At 59.3% G+C, this 20056-nt stretch carries 13 protein-coding genes and 5 pseudogenes; 6 read left to right on the forward strand and 12 right to left on the reverse strand.

From position 1 onward, the window contains the following. Positions 1-2: 2 nt before the first annotated feature. Positions 3-2984 (forward strand): virulence factor SrfB, encoded by a 2982-nt coding sequence (locus AAHB66_RS11800; protein ID WP_347116464.1) that lies wholly within the window; start codon positions 3-5, stop codon positions 2982-2984. After that, positions 2981-5144 (forward strand): annotated as a pseudogene (locus AAHB66_RS11805) (virulence factor SrfC family protein). Before AAHB66_RS11800 ends, AAHB66_RS11805 begins: the two are co-directional and overlap by 4 nt. Positions 5145-5233: 89 nt before the next feature. Here the strand turns inward: AAHB66_RS11805 and AAHB66_RS11810 are convergent. From AAHB66_RS11810 to AAHB66_RS11820, 3 genes are all read right to left on the reverse strand, one after another. Continuing rightward, positions 5234-5359 carry a hypothetical protein gene (locus AAHB66_RS11810; RefSeq protein WP_347112981.1) on the reverse strand — a complete coding sequence of 42 codons (126 nt, stop codon included), beginning with the start codon at positions 5357-5359 and terminating at the stop codon, positions 5234-5236. A 41-nt stretch (positions 5360-5400) separates the two neighbouring features. Further along, positions 5401-6006: an alpha/beta hydrolase gene (locus AAHB66_RS11815; protein ID WP_347112983.1), complete on the reverse strand. Its 606-nt coding sequence runs from the start codon at positions 6004-6006 to the stop codon at positions 5401-5403. A 124-nt stretch (positions 6007-6130) separates the two neighbouring features. Continuing rightward, complete coding sequence (locus AAHB66_RS11820) at positions 6131-6304, reverse strand: GhoT/OrtT family toxin (protein ID WP_032610845.1); 174 nt, start codon at positions 6302-6304, stop codon at positions 6131-6133. A gap of 388 nt (positions 6305-6692) precedes the next feature. On the opposite strand from AAHB66_RS11820, the gene AAHB66_RS11825 reads away from it, so the two are divergent. Next, positions 6693-7022, forward strand: a complete 330-nt coding sequence (locus AAHB66_RS11825) for a DUF1971 domain-containing protein (protein WP_347112985.1) — start codon at positions 6693-6695, stop codon at positions 7020-7022. A gap of 15 nt (positions 7023-7037) precedes the next feature. Further along, positions 7038-7220 carry a DUF1869 domain-containing protein gene (locus AAHB66_RS11830; protein ID WP_347112986.1) on the forward strand — a complete coding sequence of 61 codons (183 nt, stop codon included), beginning with the start codon at positions 7038-7040 and terminating at the stop codon, positions 7218-7220. Between the two features lie 10 nt (positions 7221-7230). Here AAHB66_RS11830 and AAHB66_RS11835 read toward each other — a convergent pair whose 3' ends face one another. The 8 genes and pseudogenes from AAHB66_RS11835 to AAHB66_RS11870 all read right to left on the reverse strand — a co-directional run bounded on the left by AAHB66_RS11835 (position 7231) and on the right by AAHB66_RS11870 (position 16266). After that, entirely contained in the window at positions 7231-8679 is a 1449-nt protein-coding gene (locus AAHB66_RS11835) for a flagellin (RefSeq protein WP_347112988.1), read from the reverse strand. A gap of 201 nt (positions 8680-8880) precedes the next feature. Then, positions 8881-10307: pseudogene (patD, locus tag AAHB66_RS11840) on the reverse strand (aminobutyraldehyde dehydrogenase). 24 nt (positions 10308-10331) lie between these two features. Beyond that, a pseudogene (locus AAHB66_RS11845) lies at positions 10332-11139 on the reverse strand (ABC transporter permease). Beyond that, entirely contained in the window at positions 11129-12073 is a 945-nt protein-coding gene (locus tag AAHB66_RS11850) for an ABC transporter permease (protein WP_347112990.1), read from the reverse strand. Before AAHB66_RS11850 ends, AAHB66_RS11845 begins: the two are co-directional and overlap by 11 nt. Before the next feature lies 1 nt (position 12074). Next, positions 12075-13089 (reverse strand): annotated as a pseudogene (locus AAHB66_RS11855) (ABC transporter ATP-binding protein). A gap of 17 nt (positions 13090-13106) precedes the next feature. Further along, on the reverse strand, positions 13107-14252 hold the full coding sequence (gene ydcS, locus AAHB66_RS11860; protein ID WP_347112992.1) for a putative ABC transporter substrate-binding protein YdcS: 1146 nt from the start codon (positions 14250-14252) through the stop codon (positions 13107-13109). Between the two features lie 294 nt (positions 14253-14546). After that, entirely contained in the window at positions 14547-15965 is a 1419-nt protein-coding gene (locus AAHB66_RS11865; protein WP_347112993.1) for a PLP-dependent aminotransferase family protein, read from the reverse strand. Positions 15966-16077: 112 nt separating this feature from the next. After that, positions 16078-16266 carry a cold-shock protein gene (locus AAHB66_RS11870; protein WP_347112995.1) on the reverse strand — a complete coding sequence of 63 codons (189 nt, stop codon included), beginning with the start codon at positions 16264-16266 and terminating at the stop codon, positions 16078-16080. Positions 16267-16644: 378 nt separating this feature from the next. Between AAHB66_RS11870 and AAHB66_RS11875 the strand changes: the two genes are divergently transcribed. Together AAHB66_RS11875 and AAHB66_RS11880 are read left to right on the forward strand one after the other, a co-directional pair. Continuing rightward, the gene (locus AAHB66_RS11875; protein WP_347112996.1) at positions 16645-17673 is read left to right on the forward strand and encodes an LLM class flavin-dependent oxidoreductase; all 1029 of its coding nucleotides are present in this window, start codon (positions 16645-16647) and stop codon (positions 17671-17673) included. Positions 17674-17905: 232 nt separating this feature from the next. Further along, positions 17906-19021 (forward strand): MBL fold metallo-hydrolase, encoded by a 1116-nt coding sequence (locus AAHB66_RS11880; protein WP_347112998.1) that lies wholly within the window; start codon positions 17906-17908, stop codon positions 19019-19021. Here the strand turns inward: AAHB66_RS11880 and AAHB66_RS11885 are convergent. Continuing rightward, positions 19018-20056, reverse strand: a pseudogene (locus AAHB66_RS11885) (ABC transporter ATP-binding protein). The gene AAHB66_RS11880 and the pseudogene AAHB66_RS11885 overlap by 4 nt on opposite strands.

Here is a 20056-nt window from a genome sequence, read left to right on the forward strand (position 1 = left end):
CTATGCTGGTAAACCTTTGCGACTACAAACAGAGCGTCACGCTGATTGCGAACAGCGGCGTTCAGTTTCTTGATTTTGGCCTGACGCCGCAGGACTCCGCCCAGAGCGGACGTTTCGTGCGTAAAACCGCGAATGGCCCCCTGCTGCGCCTGGATTTCGATCTGGTGAATGGCCGCTATACCCTGCCCGCCGCAGGTGGTGGACAGCCGGAAGTGGTTAAACCCGAAAGCACCATTTTGCTCCAGCAGTCGCTGGCGGTGCTGGACGGCGTCTGGCTGCCGGTCCCGTTCTTACGCTTTAACCCGCCGCGCACCTTCGTCGAAGGCCCGGATAACTGGGCGCGGGTGCAGGTGCGCAAGCTGGAGACCCCGGACAACGCCGGGAACAGCCACCGCGTGACCCTGGCGCTGGACAGTCAGATTGCGGCCCACGCCACCAGCCCGCTGTCGCCGGTGGAGAACGATATTCTCAACGGCACCCGCTTCGCGCTGGCCTGGCGCGACGACGAAGTGGCGAACTTCCTCGACCAGACCTGGATTGACGGCTGGTTGCGCGAAGCCTTCTCTCAGTACGCCGCGGGCGTGGAGAACCGCGCCGAGCGCGATCTCCAGCTGGCGATGCGTAACTTTGAGTACCAGGCGCACTGGCTGAATATTATGGCGATGCTGGGCGAACAGCTGACGGTGCCGGAAGTGAAATTTGTCACCCACACCCTCAGCACCCCGGCGATCCCGGTAGATCTGATCCTCGATGTCGGCAACACCCACACCTGCGGCGTGATCATTGAAGACCACGGCGACGCCAACGACGGCCTGCGCCAGACCGCCGAACTGCAGGTGCGCTCCCTGAGTGAACCGCAGTTCCTCAACGAGCCGCTGTTTACCAGCCGTCTGGAGTTTTCCGAAGCCCGCTTCGGCAAGCAGCACTTCTCGGTGGAGAGCGGCCGCGAAGATGCCTTCGTCTGGCCGTCCATCGTGCGCGTCGGCGACGAGGCGCGGAAGCTGGCGACCCAGCGTCTGGGCACCGAAGGCAACAGCGGTATCTCCAGCCCGCGCCGCTATCTGTGGGATGAAACCCCGGTGGTGCAGGACTGGCGTTTCAGCCAGATGAACAGCAAAACCCAGCGCGAGCCGCTGGCGACCGCCTTCCCGCTGATGAACCTGATGAACGATGACGGCCAGCCGCTGTTCACCCTGCCGCAGGATGAGCGTCTGCCGGTCTTCTCGCCGCAGTACAGTCGCAGCACCCTGATGACCCATATGCTCTGCGAGCTGCTGGCGCAGGCGCTGGGGCAGATCAACAGCGTCGCCACCCGACTCCGTCTGGGCTTCCCGGCCTCGCCGCGTCAGCTGCGCACCCTGATCCTCACCCTGCCGTCGGCAATGCCGAAGCAGGAGCGCGAGATCTTCCGCCGCCGCATGTTCGAAGCCATCGCCATCGTCTGGAAAGCGATGGGCTGGCATCCGCAGGATGACGACTTCTCCAGCCGCAAGCAGCAGGAGAAGAGCGTGGTGCCGGTGCCGGAGATCCAGATGGAGTGGGACGAAGCCAGCTGCGGCCAGCTGGTGTGGCTCTATAACGAAGCCATCTCCCATTACAACGGCCAGACCGAAGCCTTCTTCGCCGCCGTGGCGCGCCCGGATCGCGAGCCGGAGCCAGGCTGTGCCCCGGGTCGCGCCCTTCGCGTGGCCTCGATTGATATCGGCGGCGGCACCACCGATATGGCGATCACCCATTATCAGCTCGACGATGGCTCGGGCAGCAACGTTAAAATCACCCCGCAGCTGCTGTTCCGTGAAGGCTTTAAGGTGGCGGGCGATGACACCCTGCTGGATGTGATCCAGCGTTACGTCCTGCCTGCCCTGCAGACGCAGCTGCAGAAGTCCGGCATTGCCGATGCTACGCTGCTGATGGCCTCGCTGTTCGGCGACTCCGGGCGCATCGACACCCAGGCGGTGCTGCGCCAGCAAACGGCGCTGCAGCTGTTTATGCCGATTGGCCATGCGATCCTCGCCGCCTGGGAAGCCAGCGATATCGACAATCCGCTCGACGGGCTGCACGCCACCTTCGGCGATCTGCTGACCCGCAAGCCGACGCGCAACGTGATGAACTATCTGCAGCAGGCCATCGAACACGCCCTGCCTGCCGGGTCAGAACCGTTCGACCTGTTCGCCGTGCCGCTGCACGTCAACTTCCGCGAGATGCAGGATGCGATGCTGGCCGGGCACTTTACCCTGGCCGCGCCGCTGCACGCGGTGGCGGAGGCGATCTCCCACTACGCCTGCGATATTCTGCTGATCACCGGCCGTCCGGGCTGTCTGCCGGGCGTCCAGGCGTTGATCCGCCATCTGCAGCCGGTGCCGGTCAGCCGGATGGTATGGCTGGATAAGTACCGGGTGCATGAGTGGTATCCGTTCAGCCAGCAGGGGCGCATTGGCAACCCGAAATCCACCGCGGCGGTCGGGGCGATGCTTTGCAGCCTGGCGCTGGATCTGCGTCTGCCGCGCTTTAACTTTAAGGCGGCGGATATCGGGGCGTACTCTACCGTGCGCTACCTGGGCGTGCTGGATAACACGGTTAATACCCTGCGCGATGAAAACGTCTGGTATCAGGACATCGACCTCGACAAGCCGGGCGCGAAGCTGGATACGCGCCTGCACTTCCCGCTGCGCGGCAACGTGACCCTCGGTTTCCGTCAGCTGGCGAACGCCCGCTGGCCCGCCACCCCGCTCTATACGCTGAGCATTAACTCGGCGGAGCTGGCGAAATCCATCGCCGGGGACGGGGTGCTGAACGTGCGCCTGAAGCTGTGCGGCGGCAATAAACAGGATGGCCCGGAAGCCTTTGAGCTGAGCGATGCCTGGCTGCAGGACGGTACGCCGGTGCCGCCCGATGCCCTGACCTTTAAACTGAATACCCTGGCCGACCGCCGACATAGCGGCAGCCACTATTGGATCGACAGCGGGAGCGTATACCTGAAATGACAGCCACGACGACCACAACTCAGGCGTTAATCGGGTGGATCAACACAACGCGCCAGCATGCCCCGATCTTCGACAACGACGCCGACGCCCTGCTGGCCAGACTGGCGGTGGCCGATGCACGCGAGCACGCCATTGCGCGGGCGCTGACTGCGGGGAGCACCATCGGATTGTATGGTCACTCCCAGGCGGCAAAAGCCCACCTGCTCGCCACCCTGTGCGGCAGTGACAATCAGCGGATGAACGTGATTGTCGGCCAGCGGACCTTTGACTATTTCTCGCATATCAATCCTGGCCACGCCCTGACCAACATGGCGCTGCGCTTCAGCCCGAACGCGAATGAAGTCGCTGACGACGCCTTTCCGCTACGCCTGAGCCTGCTCACCGAGGCCGAGCTGGTGCAGGTCTTCCTCGCCCGCGCCACGCTGCCGGCGGTGGACAAAACCGTGATTGAAGCCCGGCTGGAGAAGTGGCGCGCCCTGCGCCAGCCTCAGAGCGTACCGGGGATCACCGCTGCGGACGTGGGCACCATCGCCCACTACTGGCGCGATACGGTGCCCGCTGCGGCCCAGCAGATGGACGATGCCCTGTGGCACCAGTTTGCCCTGTTGCTGCCGTCGCTGGACCTGAGCACCCGCGCCAGCGTCTGGTCGCTGCTGTGGGGCGAGCAGCAGGAGTTGACGCAGCAGTGGCTGAAGCTGGCGCATATTCTGCACCAGACCAGCCACGCGCAAGAACTGGCCGCGCCGCTGAGCCTGCTGGTGGATAATTTTGGCCTGCCGACCGAGGGTTTCCTCACCCGGGGCGATATCGCTCTGCCGGACGTGCAGCAGGCGGTGCTGCACCCGCTGCACAACGGCGAGCTGCTGAACGCCATCAGCATTCCGCTGGACGTGCTGGCCCTGCTGACCCGCGAGCTGATCCTGCCGGTAGAAAACAGCGCCCTGGCCGGGGTGGATATCATTGATATTCCGGCCCCGTTGGCCCAGCCGGATCTGCCCCTGGCCCAGGCCAAACAGCAGTGGCTGCTGGAGCACTATCGCCAGCATCTCCAGCCGGACGTGCTGGTGATCTGCAACGCCACCGCGCATCACGGCCAGACGGCCAGGACCGCCAGAACGCTGCTCAACTGGGTAAAAGAGACCCAGCCGGGCGACGACGCTGCCCTCCCGGGACTGGTGTGGGCGATCACCCCCCCAGGATGCGCGCTTTACCCGCCGGACCAACCTCGACGAAGCGGTACAGCAGCTGCTCGGCAAACCCGGCCAGTACTGGGGTACCCTGCAGGCGCTGGACAGCAGCAGCATGCAGCGGGTAATCGAGTGGCTGTCGCAGGCGACCCTGCCATCCCAGCGCCAGACGCGCCTGCTGGCCTTACGCCAGCGCCATCAGCGCGACCTGCATCAGCTGATGCAGGGGTATCTGACGCCATTGACCCAGGATCCTGCCGCTCAGCGCAGCGCCGCCGAAGCGATGGTGCGCGCCCTGCAGGGAAGCGCCGCCCGTCACGGCGAGCTGCTGGAAGGGTTGCTCCCGCCGCTGCGCGCCTTTGAAACGCTGCTCGCCGTGCAGCAGCCGCGCGAAGAGCAGGTCAACGGCCTGTTTACTGACGCCATTGACCTGTTTGCCGACAACGCTCAGGATGCCGATGAGATCTGGCAGCCAACGGATAAAGCTCGCCTCGCCCATCAGGTCTGGGTGAATCACCTGCGCCAGTGGAGTCGCGACGAAGCCGTTGCCAGCCGTCTGGGTCTGGACAGCGCGGTGCTGCAGCAGATCGGCGATGTGCTGGTGATCGCCAGCTACCGTCTGAATCTGCTCGCCCAGCTGAAGAAGATTGTCGATACCGATAAAAGCAGCGCCGCGCAGCTGCATGCCGCACTGGGGAACTTCGTGGGTTGGGTCGGGTATGCGCAGACGCCTGCCGCGGACCGTCCTGCCAGCCGGATCCGCAAAGGCCAGCCGGTGTTTGTCACGCCAACGGTCAACAGCAGCGCCCCTCGCTTAACCCGTCTGGGCGAGCAGCCGGTGCATGCGGCGACAGCTTATGTGTATGACTGGCTGGTGGCGTTGTACACCCAGGCGATTGACAACATCGGGTATCAGCATCCGCATGATATGACCATGGACGATCGCCAGGCGTTGCAGGGCTTGCTCGCCTGACACTGACGCCTGATGGCGCTACGCTTATCAGGCCTACGGTCAGAGCAGTTTGTAGGCCGGATAAGGTGCTTGCACCGCATCCGGCAATCTCACCAGCCCGCCTGCCCCTGCTGGATACACTCAACCAACGCCTTCGCCAGCGCCGACGGGTTCTCCCACGACATCGAATGCCCGGCATCGGGGATGATTTTCACCTCAACACCCTGCTGACGCATTTCGTCCAGGTCAGGATCGGGCAGCGAAAGCTCGCCAAAAATCAGCCATACCGGGCAAGATAATTGCAGATAACGCGCGCTCCAGCTGGGCTGTACGCCTTTAACCAGACTCGCTGCACCACGCCATACCGCCCAGGGGGGCACTGCTTTGCAGGCATCCTTTCCAGGGGGGAAGTTTCAGCCTCCAGCATGGCCTGATAACCGCTACGCACAAAATCGTCTTCCGTCCGGGCGGCAATTCCCCGACTAAACGCGCCACCTCCGGCATGGAAATTTGGTTCTGACACCATCAGGCCCAGCAGACGGCTACCGGCCAGCTCTGCCGCTTCGATCGCAATGCTGCCGCCCATGCTGTGCCCGTACAGCCAGAATGACGTTATGGCTAAATGATTGAGCAGCTCGATAACCACCTGCGCCTGCGCCGAGGTTTGATAGCTAAAGGTTTCAGGTTTATCGCTATAACCACTGCCCGGCAGATCGATAAGAATGGCCCGGCGGGAACCGAACATCGGGTCGCAAACGATACGGGGATATTCGTAAGAAGAGGCACAGCCGAGACCGTGGATAAATACCAGCGGTTCGCCCTGTCCGGGCAGCTCCTGCCAGCGCACCGTGCAACGGGCCTGTTGCGAATAAAAGCTGTTCATTAGCACTCCTTTCAGATGACTGTGTATTTATACAGCCCATCAACCAGGAATGCCATCGCCAGATTTTGTAGGCCGGATAAGGTGCTGGCACCGCATCCGGCAAAAAGCCGCGCAGGGGCGGCTTTTAGAAGAGAGAAATCAGCAGCGCGACCGGAAAACTCATCGGCCAGGTGGAACCCACCAGAAAAGCGCTCAGGAAGCGGATGCGTTTGCGATCTTTAGAGAGAAACCAGGTGATAAGCGCACTGATAGCTGCCATGACGGCGTAAAACATTAACATCTTCTGGTACAACGTCATCTCATTTACCCAATCTGCTGTTCAATAACCGCGCGCAATATGCGGCAAATGTTGAGGCAGATCAAGTTTTTTGTTACATATTAACCACATATATCTTAAGGTTAATAACAACTGAGTAGTTTTGTAACAATTAGGGCCGCATCATGCGGCCCTGGTTTCCGGGACTACTTCTTCACCGGCTGAGGCTTTTTATTACCCGAGTCGGGCACTTTACGGGATTTGTCTTTATCGACTTCTGGCATAAGACGCTCCTTTGTGACCTTCGGAATAAGTAAGTATAGCCTACCTCAGGAGTACCACTTTAAAGTCGTATTTTAAATGCATTTTTTGGCAAACCCAGGTTAGCCATTCGTGCTGTAATATCCTCACTTTTTACAAGGAGGACGTTATGCTGCGTATTCCACAAAGTTGTATTCACACCCGCTCCACTCCGTTCTGGACCAAAGACACCGCTCCGCCGGGGATTTTCAAACGCCATCTGGATACCGGCACTCAGCCCGGCGTCTATCCGCGCCTGAGCGTGATGCAGGGTGCGGTGCGTTATCTTGGCTATGCCGACGAAACCTCGCCCGAGCCCGACAGCGAACTCATCATTGAAGCCGGGCATTTTGGCGTGTTTCCACCTGAGCGCTGGCACCACATCGAAGTGATGACCGACGATACGTATTTCAATATCGACTTTTTCGTTGAACCCGACGTGTTAAGAAGACGTAAATAGAGAAGGAGTAACATCATGGGCAAAGCAACTTATACCGTCACCGTCACCAATAACAGCAACGGCGTATCGGTGGATTACGAGACGGAGGCCCCGATGGAGCTGATGATCCCGGACGTGGCCGCTCAGGTGGTGAAAGACCTGGTGAATACCGTACGCGCGTACGACACCGAGAATGAGCATGAGGTGTGCGGCTGGTAGCCGCGACCCGTTACATCTTGAGTAGTTCTAACACCGTCTGCGGCACCTGATTCGCCATTTTCAGTGCCGCAGTCTGGCTCTGCTCCAGGATCTGCGCCCGGGCAAGCTGGCTGGCCTCGGCGGCGTAGTCGGCATCCTGAATCCGGCTGCGGGCCGTTTGCAGGGAGATGCTCTGCTGGGACAGCACCGCTTTGCTGGATTCGAAGCGGTTGATCGTCGCGCCATACTGCGTGCGATAGCCGCTCACCTTCTCCAGCGCGGCATCCAGTAACCCCATGCACTTCCGGGCTCCCGCCTCGGTGATCATGTCGGTATTGTCCAGCTGCAGCGTCTTCAGATCCGTCGGCGTCGGCTCAATGGTCACCGACTGCATATCTTCACCGAAATTGGCGCTGGTCACCACTTCGAAGGGGCGACTCTGCTTCGGTGGAACCGCGGGCGTAATCGTCGGAGCCGGCAAGTTTCCCCAGGTAATGTTGCTGGTAAAGGAGCCGCTGCCCACCACCATCACCAGCAAATCTTCCGTCACGGTATCCAGCGTGACGCGCTCGATACGGTTCGAACCGTTAGCGCCGTCGTTCCAGGCCCCGGAGGCTTTATCTTCATAACGATCGCCATCCCCGCTGTAACTGATGGTCATCCCGTTATAGTTGAGCGTTTCACCGCTGTAGCTCCAGCTGGCGCCGCCGTCTATCAGCTGAGAGTCGTCATAAACCGCCCCGCTGCTGAACCCATTTTTGGCCGTCAGCACCGATGCGGTCGCTTTAGTGCCGTCGGTGATGCCGCGGCTGACCCAGGTATAATCTGCATCCGGGCCGGATAACGGCGTGCCCGCGAGATGTTTACCATCCCGGGTAAATATCTGCAGATCGTCATCCAGACCCAATGAATCAATCGTAATAGTGATATTCGCTGCTCCGGCCGGAATATAGGCCAGCGGAATAATACCGGAACTGAAAGAGTAATCGGTTCCGGCCACCGGGAATTTCGTATTTAATGGCGCCACGTCACCAATTAATTGTGGCGGTAATACTGGCTTATCGGTCGCCAGCGGATATTGACCAAATATCTCCGTTTGCTCCGAGATCTGGGTAATAGTCCCCAGGATCTGCTGATACTCCTGGTTAATACTGTCCCGGTCGGACTGCGATAAGGTGCCGTTCGCCGCCTGAATAGCGAGACTTTTGGCTTTGATCAGCATGGTGCCGATGTCGCTCAGACTCCCTTCTGCCGTCTGCGCCAGGCTGATGGCGTCATCCAGTCCACGCGAGATCGCCTTGTCCGCATTAATGTTGGCGAACATACGATTGGCAATCGCCTGCCCGGCGGCATCATCCTTCGCGCTGTTAATACGCAAGCCGGATGAGAGCCGCTCAATGGTCTGAGATAACAAAGTACTGTTAGCTTTCCGGGACTTAAGCGAGAGCCCGGCAATCTCGTTATGATTAATTGCAAGCATGATGAACAGGGCCGTTTATCTGGTCTGACTACTCTATCGGCCCGCTCAAAATTTTATTTAGGAAATATTTAATAAAACCAAACAATATATTCTCACGCTGTGAACTGAGTCGGGATGGATATATATTATGTGATATATTGAAGAATAAAAGATATTAAAAATCCGCCGGTTACAGTTCAGGTAACCGGCGGGAGCAGGAAGTTAGTGTTTAATCATCACGTGACGAATAACGGTGTAATCTTCCAGGCCATACACCGACATATCCTTACCGTAGCCCGACATTTTCATCCCGCCGTGCGGCATTTCACTCACCAGCATAAAGTGGGTGTTCACCCAGGTGCAGCCGTACTGCAGGTGGGCGCTGAGGCGGTGCGCGCGACCCACGTCTTTGGTCCAGACCGACGAGGCCAGTCCGTACTGGGTATCATTGGCCCAACCCAGGACCTGATCTTCGTCGTCAAATTCGGTCACGCTCACCACCGGGCCAAACACCTCCCGCTGCACGATGGCGTCCTCCTGCTTCGCCCCTGCCAGCAGGGTCGGCTGGAAGTAATAGCCTTTGCCGTCGTGCTTGCTGCCGCCGGCGATCACCTGGACATGGCCCAGCGCTTTAGCCTCATCCACGGCTTTAGATACCCGATCGAGATGCGCCTGCGAGCTTAGCGGGCCCAGTTCGGTGCTCTCGTCATTCGGATCGCCGATCTTCAGGCTGGCGACCGCGGCACCCAGTTTTTCCACCAGCGCCGGATAAATGCCTTTTTGTGCGTAGATGCGACAGGCAGCGGTGCAGTCCTGCCCGGCGTTGTAGAAGCCGAAGGTCCGTACCCCCCTCCACCACCGCGTCAAGATCTGCATCATCAAAGACAATTACCGGCGCTTTGCCGCCCAGCTCCATGTGGGTGCGCTTAATGGACGAGGCGGTATGGCCGATGATGTGTTCCCCCGTGGCGATAGAGCCGGTGAGGGACACCATCCGCACCTTTTCATGTCCGGTGAGCGGGTCGCCGACGGTTTTACCCCGCCCGAAAAGCACGTTGAGCACCCCGGCCGGGAAGATCCCTTGTGCCAGCTCCGCCAGCTTGAGAGCGGTGAGCGGCGTGATCTCAGAGGGTTTCAGCACCACGCAGTTCCCGGCCGCCAGCGCCGGCGCCAGCTTCCACGCCGCCATCATCAGCGGGTAGTTCCAGGGGGGCAATCGAGGCGACGACGCCCACCGGGTCGCGGCGGATCAGCGAGGTATGTCCCTCCAGATATTCCCCCGCCGCCGAGCCGTGCAGGGTGCGCGCCGCCCCGGCAAAGAAGCGAAACACGTCGGCGATCGCCGGAATTTCATCTCCCAGCACGCAGTGCAGCGGTTTGCCGCAGTTTTGCGACTCCAGCCGGGCAAGGGTGTCAGCATTGGCTTCGATAGTATCGGCCAGTTTGAGCAGGCACTCGGCGCGACTTTTCGGCGTGGTGCGCCCCCAGCTGGCGAAGGCCCGATCGGCGGCCTGTACTGCCGCATCGACCTGGGCGGCAGAGGCTTCCGCGATCTCCAGCAGTACCTCGCCGGTCGCAGGGTTGTAGACCGGCTGCTTTTCCCCTTCGCCGTTGACCAGTTCACCATTAATCAGCAGTTGAGTTTGCATAGTATTGTCCTGTTGAAATCCACGTTATTTCCCGCTGCCGGCAACGCTTTCGCCGTCGCGGGTTAGCCACCAGGCCCCCAGAATTGGAATGGCGGTCACCAGCATTACCAGCAGGGCCACCACGTTGGTCACCGGAACATCGCGCGGGCGACCGAGCTGATTCAACAGCCACAGCGGCAGGGTGCGCTCATGTCCGGCGGTAAAGGTCGTGACGATGATCTCGTCGAACGACAGGGCGAAGGCCAGCATCCCCCCCCGCCAGCAGCGCCGAGCCCAGATTGGGCAGAACCACGTAGCGGAAGGTTTGCCAGCCGTTGGCACCGAGATCCATCGAAGCCTCGATCAGGCTCCACGAGGTGCGTCGGAAACGGGCAATCACATTATTGAACACCACTACCACGCAGAATGTGGCGTGACCGAGAATGATGGTGAAGAAACCGGGCTCCAGATTGATGGTTTTGAACGCCGTCAGCAGCGCCAGCCCGGTGATGATCCCCGGCAGGGCAATCGGCAGGATCAGCATCAGCGACACTGCGTTCTTACCGAAGAACTCCCGCCGCCATAACGCCGCGGCCGCCAGAGTGCCGAGCACCAGAGCGATCGCCGTTGAGAGAGCAGCGATTTTTAGTGACAACGTCACCGATTCGATGATGTCGCTGCGCCCCGCCGCCGCGCTAAACCACTTCAGCGTCAGCCCCTGCGGCGGAAAACTGAACGCCGCATCCTCAGTATTAAACGCATAGATGGCAATAATCAGCAGCGGGAAGTGCAGGAAGATCACCCCGCCCCAGGTGGCAATTTTCAGAAACAGCGGTGCGCGTTCAGAGTGCATCAAAGGCTCCCAGGCGCTTCACGAACGCCAGATAGACAGTGATAAGAACAATAGGCACCAGCGTAAAGGCCGCCGCCATCGGCATATTGCCAATTGCCCCCTGCTGGGAATAGACCATCTGCCCGATAAAGTAGCCCGGCGGGCCCACCAGCTGCGGCACGATAAAGTCGCCCAGCGTCAGGGAGAAGGTGAAGATCGACCCCGCGGCAATGCCCGGGATGGCCAGAGGCAGCACCACGTAGCGGAAGGTCTGCCGCGGACGGGCACCCAGATCGGCAGAGGCCTGCAGCAGTGACGGCGGCAGACGCTCAAGCGCCGCCTGCACCGGCAGGATCATAAACGGCAGCCAGATATAGACGAACACCAGGAAACGCCCCAGCCCGGAGGTGGAGAGCGTGCTGCCGCCGATGCCGGGCACCGTCAACAGCGAGGCCAGCACCGGCTCGAGCCCCATATGGCTGAGGAACCACTGCGCCACGCCGTCTTTCGCCAGCAGCAGCGTCCAGGCGTAGGCCTTAACGATATAGCTGGCCCACATCGGCAGCATCACCGCAATGTAGAAAAAGGCTTTCCACTTGCCGCGGGTGTAGCGCGCCATATACCAGGCCATCGGGAAGGCGAGGATCGCGCTACCGATGGTGACGGCAATCGCCATCGTCAGGGTACGCAGGATGATGTCGTAGTTGGCAGGGTTAAACAGCGCGCGGATGTTGGCGAAGGTCAGGTCCGGCGTCACCGACATGGTGAAGTCATCGAAGGTGTAGAACCCCTGCCACAGCAGGGCAAACAGCGACCCCAGATAGACAATACCAAACCACATCAGCGGGCCGAGCAGGAGTAAAAACAGCCCCAGCGCCGGTCTGCGCCAGAACAGCGCCGACAGGCGGCTGGCCAGGCCGTGCGGCGCCGGTGTGGGTGCAACGCTCATGTCCATGTCACCTCTCCTCATGCAGCGGCACCATGGCGTCGCGCGCCCACGAGGCGGTCACCATCTGCCCCGGCTCCACGCCCGCAGCCAGCGCAGCACCGGTCAGGTTCGCCTGGCTCACCAGCAGCTTTTCCCCCTCGGCAAGACGGAGCTCGAAACGGGTGGCCGCCCCCCTGAAACTGTACGGCCAGCACCCGGCCCTGAACCTGAATTTCGCCCTCCCCGTCGAGGCGGATATGTTCCGGGCGCAGGGAATAGCTCCCCGTCAGGCCACAGACGCGCTGCGCCAGGGCATCGGTGAAGACGTTCGAGGTGCCGACGAAGCTGGCAACAAACGGCGTACGCGGGCGCAGATAGAGCTCGCGCGGGGTATCTACCTGCTCGATCCGCCCGTTATTGAATACCGCCACCCGGTCCGACATCGACAGCGCTTCGCCCTGATCGTGGGTGACGAAAATAAAGGTGATGCCCAGCTCCTGCTGCAGTTTTTTCAGTTCAAACTGCATCTGCTCGCGCAGTTTCAGATCCAACGCCCCGAGGGGTTCATCCAGCAGCAGCACCCGGGGCTGATTGACCAGCGCGCGGGCAATCGCCACCCGCTGACGCTGGCCGCCGGAGAGCTGCGAAGGTTTGCGGGTTTCCGCGAAGCTGAGGCCGACCTTCTCCAGCGCTTCTCGCGCCTGAGCCTGACGGGTAGGTTTGTTGATCCCTTTGACCATCAGCCCGTAGGCCACGTTCTCGAGGATCGACATGTGGGGAAACAGCGCATAGTCCTGAAAGACGGTGTTAACGTCACGCTCCCAGGGTGGAAGTTCGCTGGCGTCTTTGCCAAAAATGGAGATAGAGCCACCGCTCAACTGCTCGAAACCGGCAATCAGGCGCAGGCAGGTGGTTTTGCCGGAGCCCGAAGGCCCCAGCATGGAGAAAAACTCGCCGTCACGAATGCGGATCGTTACCCCGTCCACCGCACGCACGTCGCCATACAGGCGTGAGACATCATTAAACTCTACTGCGTACGTCATAATCCGCTCCCTGGCGCTTAACGACCACCCATAATGGCGATGTAGTCCTGCACCCAGCGGCTGTAAGGCACAAATTTGCCGCCGTTGGCGACAGGCGTTTTCCAGAACATGATTTTGTCGAAATAGTTGTAGCCGTTGGTTTCACAGCCTTTGTCGCCCAGCAGGGTGCTGGCTTTACAACCTTCCGCTACCACCGGCAATGAACCGAACCAAGCCGCCAGATCGCCCTGCACTTTCGGCGTCAGCGACCAGTTCATCCACTTGTAGGCGCACATCGGGTGTTTGGCGTCGGCGTGCAGCATGGTGGTGTCCGCCCAGCCCGTTACCCCCTCTTTCGGGAAGACGGTGCCAATCGGCTGATTCTCGCCCTTGAGGGCATTGGCCTGATACGGCCAGGCGCTGGAAGCAACCACCCCTTCGTTTTTGAAATCACTCATCTGCACGGTAGTGTCGTGCCAGTAGCGGTGGATCAGCGGGTGCTGATCTTTCAGCACTTTCACGACAGCCGCGTACTGCGCTTCGGTCAGCTGATAGGGGTCGGTGATGCCCAGCTCCGGCTGAGTGGCTTTGACGTACAGCGCCGCATCGGCAATATAGATCGGGCCATCGTAGGCCTGAACCCGCCCTTTGTTGGTTTTGCCGTCCGGCAGGTTTTGTTCTTTAAAGATGACGCCCCAGGTATCAGGCGGCGTCGGGAAAGTTTTGGTGTTGTACATCAGCAGGTTTGGTCCCCACTGATAGGGCGTGCCGTAGGCTTTACCGTCGACGTTAAACCACTCCCCTTTAACGATCCGCGGGTCGAGGGTTTTCCAGTTGGGGATTAAATCGGGATTAATCGGCTGAACGCGTTTGCCCATAATCAGGCGCAGGGAGGCATCGCCGGAGGCGGTCACCAGGTCGTAACCGCCCTTCGCCATCAGGCTGACCATCTCGTCGGAGGTGGCGGCGGTTTTGACATTTACTTTACAGCCGGTCTCTTTCTCAAAGGCGGTGACCCAATCGTAGGCTTTGTCGGTCTCGCCGCGTTCGATGTAGCCCGGCCAGGCAATGATATCCAGCCGCCCTTCGCCCTGACCGATCTCTTTTGGCGGCTCTGCCGCCTGCGCAGCCAATACCGTCATGCCGAGCGCGCACAGACTGCTACGGGCAAATTTTTTGCTCATACCTGGTACTCCTGTCGTAATGAAATCAGAAGGCAGCCGTGCCGATAAGAATATCTCCTGAATTAAACGTAGACCGCGCTATTGCCGCGCACCCGGCGGGCTGCAGAAATTTCACCAGGTTGTGACCGGGGGGCGCATTCCCCGGTAACTGGATTATAGACAAGGGGTTAGCGGGCGCAGGGGTTATGCATATTTCCTATGAGCGACAATAAAAAAACGCCGCAAATTAATTGCGGCGTTATTAACGGGATAAGAAATAATTATTCAGACACGCAGATCAATCACGCGAAATACCTATTTTTGCGTTTTTAACATTCTGCTAATTATCCGCGCTAACTGGATCACCGCCTGCTCCTCCCGCTCTCCCCAGGCCCAGGAAGTGTTAAAGCGGAAAAACGGCGTCCAGGTGTCGGACGTCGAGAACATCTTGCCCGGCGCAATGCTGATGTGATGCACCAGCGCCTGGGCGCTGAGCTCCCCGGCATCCAGCGGCGCGGGCAGCTCCAGCCATAAGAAGTAGCCGCTGTCGCTGTGGTGGATTTTCACTTCGGCGGGCAGATGGCGCAGCAGCGCCTGCCACGCCTGCTGCTTGCGCTCCGCCAGGGTGCGGCGCAGGCGTCTGAGGTGGGCGTCGTAGCGTTTGGTGGCGAGATAATCCACCAGTGCCAGCTGCATCGGGGAGCTGGTGGATAAGGTGCTCATCAGCTGCAACTGCTGAATGCGGCGGGCATGTTTCCCTGCCGCCACCCAGCCGATACGGAACCCGGCCACCAGGCATTTAGAGAAAGAGGAGCAGTGCAACGTCATATCGCTGCGGTCCCAGGCTTTTGCCGGGAGCGGCTTTTCACGTCCGTAATAGAGTTCGCTGTAGACGTCGTCCTCAATCAGCGTGACGCTATGTTCAGTGAGCAAATCGATAAGCTGCGCCTTTTTGTCGGCGCTGAGGGTAAAGCCCAGCGGATTCTGGCCGTTGGTCATCAGCCAGCAGGCTTTAACCGGATAGTCGTTCAGTGCCTGCGCCAGGGCGTTAAGATCGATCCCCTCGTGCACGTCGGTGGCCACCGACAGCGCCTTGAGTTTCAGCCTCTCCAGCGCCTGTAGCGCCCCGTAGAAACAGGGGTTTTCGACGATCACCCAGTCGCCCGGTTCGGTGACCGCCTGCAGGCTGAGGTTCAGCGCTTCGAGGGCCCCGGCGGTAATGACAATTTCATCCGGGGAGATATTCATCCCCTGCTGGGCGTAGCGACGGGCGATGGCGTGGCGCAGATCGACGTTGCCCGGCGGCAGGTTCTCGATCACGCTCATGGCGGTGGCGGTTTTACTGACGTTCGCCAGGGAGCGGTTCAGCTGTTGTAAGGGAAAGAGACGCGGATCGGGAAAAGCCGAGGCAAAAGGCACCACCGAGGGATCGCGGCTGGCCTGTAACACATCGAAGATATAGGTATTGATATCCACCGCTTCATCGCGCATCACCTGCGCGGGCGGCATCGGCTGCTGCCCGGTGGGACGGGCCGCGACGTAGTAGCCCGACTGGGGACGCGCCACAATGCGCCCCTGGCTCTCCAGCATCTGATACGCGTGACCCACGGTCATAAAGCTCATTCCGCTGCTGGTGACCTGCTCGCGCAGGGAGGGCAGCTTATCGCCGGGCTGCCAGACGCCGAGTTCGATCTGCGAAATGATTTGCTGTGCCAGGCGCTGGTATTTTTTCATCGGGTTCTCCTTGCTGCATCACAGTGTATATCAGCAGGAGAAAAAAGGCAGGATTAATAAACTGTTATAGGTAGTAGTGCTGTTTCAGCAGGCGTGACGGCGCCCGACTGGCTTACTTACGGAACTCAAACGGGACCCGCTGTGCATGACTCAGCACGGCTAAATGGTCAAAGGTGATCATTGATGATTTGCAGAAAATGCACTTCGCACCGTGTGGATTTTTTTCAGACACGTCAAATGCGGAAGTACGGAACTGCGAACCATGACAGCAAGGGCAACGAAAATGGATATTAGAACTCATGTAAATCTCCTGAACGTAAAAACGTCAAATACTAAATTGGGCCTTTAAAAGGCGATCGTGGTCTGAGACAAAACTAATCAGAGCGTTCAGAGCGTAAAGAAAAAACCCAAGAGAGGCTGCGGAGAGGCACAACGTGTTGAGAGATGCTTTAAGAGACTGCGACAGATATTTTTTTGGCATTCAAACCGAAAATCCATTTACGCACAACCGAGGGAAGGATGCAAGCGCTTTTATAGATAAAAATTCTGTCGCTTAGTCGGCTTTCTCTGGTCTCGGTCAAATTATTTGATGGCTTCTGTGAAATAAAGGGCATTTTCATTCATCTGGCAATCCGTAAAGTAAGACCACACTCATTATTTGAAACCAGGATAACCCGACATGAAAAAGATCGGATTTTTGTCATTTGGTCACTGGACACCGTCCCCGCAGTCCGGCACCCGCACCGCCGCTGACGCCCTGCTGCAATCCATCGATCTGGCGGTAGCCGCAGAAGAGCTGGGCGCGGATGGTGCCTACTTCCGCGTGCACCATTTTGCCCGTCAGCTCGCCTCCCCCTTCCCGCTACTGGCAGCGATCGGTGCCAAAACCAGCAAGATTGAGATCGGCACTGGCGTTATCGATATGCGCTATGAAAACCCGCTTTATATGGCGGAAGACGCAGGTTCAGCCGACTTAATTTCCGGTGGACGTTTGCAGCTGGGCATTAGCCGCGGCTCTCCCGAGCAGGTGATCGACGGCTGGCGTTACTTTGGTTATGTGCCGGGCGAAGGTGAAAACGAGTCTGATATGGCCCGTCGCCATACCGAAGTGCTGTTAGAGGCCCTGCGCGGCGAAGGTTTTGCCAAACCCAATCCGCAGCCGATGTTCCCTAACCCGCCGGGCCTGCTGCGCGTTGAGCCGCACTCCGAAGGGTTACGCGACCGCATCTGGTGGGGCGCGGGCTCGAACGCCACCGCCATCTGTGCCGCGAAGCTGGGGATGAACCTGCAAAGCTCAACCCTGAAGGACGACGAAACCGGCGAGCCGTTCCACATCCAGCAGGCAAAACAGATCCGCGCCTACCGCGAAGCCTGGGCCGAAGCGGGCCATACCCGCACGCCGCGCGTCTCGGTCAGCCGCAGCATTTTTGCCCTGATGGACGATCGCGATCGGATGTACTTCGGCTCCAGCCGTAACGAAAGCGATAGCGTGGGGTATCTGGATGAGAAAACTCGCGCCATTTTCGGACGCAGCTACGCCGCCGAGCCTGACAAGCTGATTGCCCAGCTGAAACAGGACGAAGCGATCGCCGAAGCGGATACCTTGTTACTGACCGTGCCCAACCAGCTGGGCGTGGAGTATAACGTGCATGTGATTGAGTCGATTCTGAAGCACGTGGCACCGGCCATGGGCTGGCGCGACGAATAAATCTGAATACGCTACGTAGGGTTTGCGCCCTACGTAGCGGTTAAGAATCAACTTTGTCGACTTCTTCCTCTTCACCCGTCTGAACAAATTCATGCTTTCGTTCATAGAATTTGTACCCCGCTGTTACATAACTACTATTAAGAGCAGAGCAAAACGCTTACCGACCTGTTTAATGTTGTTGACCATGTTGTCAATGACGCCTCTTAAATTCTGAAAGCGAAGCCAAATCATTATGATGGCAAAAAACCTGATAATGTCGTGGAACCGTTTCGGTCCCCTATTCACACTGGCCTTCGCTCTGAACTGTCTCTCTTTTCACTTGCTGGCGCAGCCTGAATACAAGCCGGTCTCCTTACCGGAGCCCAAAATTCAGTATCTCGGCGTGGGCGGCTGGCTGCTTCACTGGCAGGGTGAAGGCCTTTTAATCGCGCCTTCATTCAGTAATCCCGCGCTTATGAACCTGGAAGGCTGGCCTCCCGTGCGGGTGGCGGCTAATAAAGAGAAGATTGATAAATTTATGCCGCCAGCCGATGACGTCACGATGCTGCTGGTTGGGCATGGTCACTACGATCATCTGCTGGATGTACCCTGGGTAATGGCCACTAAAACACCCCATGCGGTCCTGTATGGCTCAACAACCGTGAAAAATATTCTCCATTCTTTCAGCGATAAACAAAAAATGACCGCGCAAGGCGAGCCGTGGGTCGATCCTGTTCGGGTTATCGATGCAACGCCGCAGATGAAAAGCATCCCTGGCTGCGAAGATGCAACGAAGCAGGCCGAGGGAAAATGGATCCCCTCCAGCGGGGGGCATATTCGGGTCATGCCGATTCAGAGCATGCATGCAAGTCATGTCCTCGGCTTTACCGTGGCGCATGGTGAAAGCCCGGAGCTCAACGAAATACCTACCACCGTTTTCGGTTGGAAACAGGGGCAATCAATGGCCTGGCTTATCGAGCTACTGGACATAACCCCGCAGGGACAAAAGGTGGTTTACCGTATTCACTTTCAGGACAGCCCGGCCACACCCCCGTGCGGGTTTCCACCCACCACGCTTGACGGTGAACCAACGGCTATGGATGTTGAGATCCTTGGCGTGGGCGGCTGGGAGAACGTCAGAAACTACCCGGATGAGTTGCTGAGGCGCACCCGGCCCCGACTCGTCCTGCTGGGGCACTGGGAAAATTTCTTTGGCAACGATCTGCGCCGCAAACCCACTCCACTCATGGGTCAGGATATTGAAAATATGCGTCAGGCCGTGGTTCAGGCACTGAAAGCGGACCATAACAGTGCCAGAGTGCAGATGCCCGCCCCGCTTGATGACGTCGCGCTACCGCCGTCGCCCTAACCCGCTAACACACACGCCTGCCCGTTAATCGCCAGCTGTACCGGCATATTCACCTGCCAGTTTTGCCGACTGACCGTTTTGACCTGCAGCGCCTCGGGCCAGCCCGGCGAGGAGAGCATCAGGGTCGAGAGATACCCCGTAAAATCCACCCCAGCGATGGTCACCGGCTGCGCGGGAGTGACGCCAGGTGCCAGAGGCGTAATCTGCACCTGCTCAGGTCGCAGCATGATGCGCTTCTCTCCGCTGGCCAGCGGGTTGTCCACCGGGATATTGCCCAGAGGAGAGCTTGCTACCCCGCCGCTCACCTGAGCCCTGAAAATCAGCGCATCGCCAAGAAACAGCGCCGTGGCTTCATCTACCGGATGGGAATAGACCTCAACCGGCGACCCTACCTGGGCGAAACGCCCTTCACGAATCACCGCGATCTGGCTGGCGAAGGAGAGCGCCTCCTGCTGGTCGTGGGTCACCAGAATCGACGCCACTCCCGCGTGATCGAGCAGGTCCGCCGTGGCTTTGCGGGTGGCGGCGCGCAGGCCGGTATCCAGCGCCGAGAAGGGTTCGTCGAGCAGCATCAGCACAGGTTCCTGAGCCAGGGCGCGCGCCAGGGCCACGCGCTGCTGCTGGCCGCCGGAGATCTCGTGCGGCCAGTGATCTGCCAGGTCATGGCTGAGCGAGACCAGGTCCATCAACTCCGCTACCCGGCGGCGGTTATCCTGCCGCGATCCCTTCAGGCCGTAGGCAATGTTATCTCCCACCTTCATGTGCGGGAAAAGCCCCCCCTTCCTGCGGCACAAAGCCGATCCCACGCTGATGGGCCGGAATAAAGGTGTGCTCATCAAACAGCGTTTTACCGTTAAGCACGATGTGGCCGCTGTCCGGTGATTCAAACCCGGCAAGAATACGCAGCAGCGTGGTTTTGCCCGAGCCGGAGGGGCCGACGATCACCGTCCGTGACGACGGCATCACCGTCAGATCCAGCCCTTCCAGTACCGGAGTCTGACCAAACTTTTTGGAAATGTTCGCTAATTCAATCAT

This window comes from Leclercia sp. S52 (assembly GCF_039727615.1).
In the GTDB taxonomy this organism is placed as follows: Bacteria; Pseudomonadota; Gammaproteobacteria; order Enterobacterales; family Enterobacteriaceae; genus Enterobacter; species Enterobacter adecarboxylatus_B.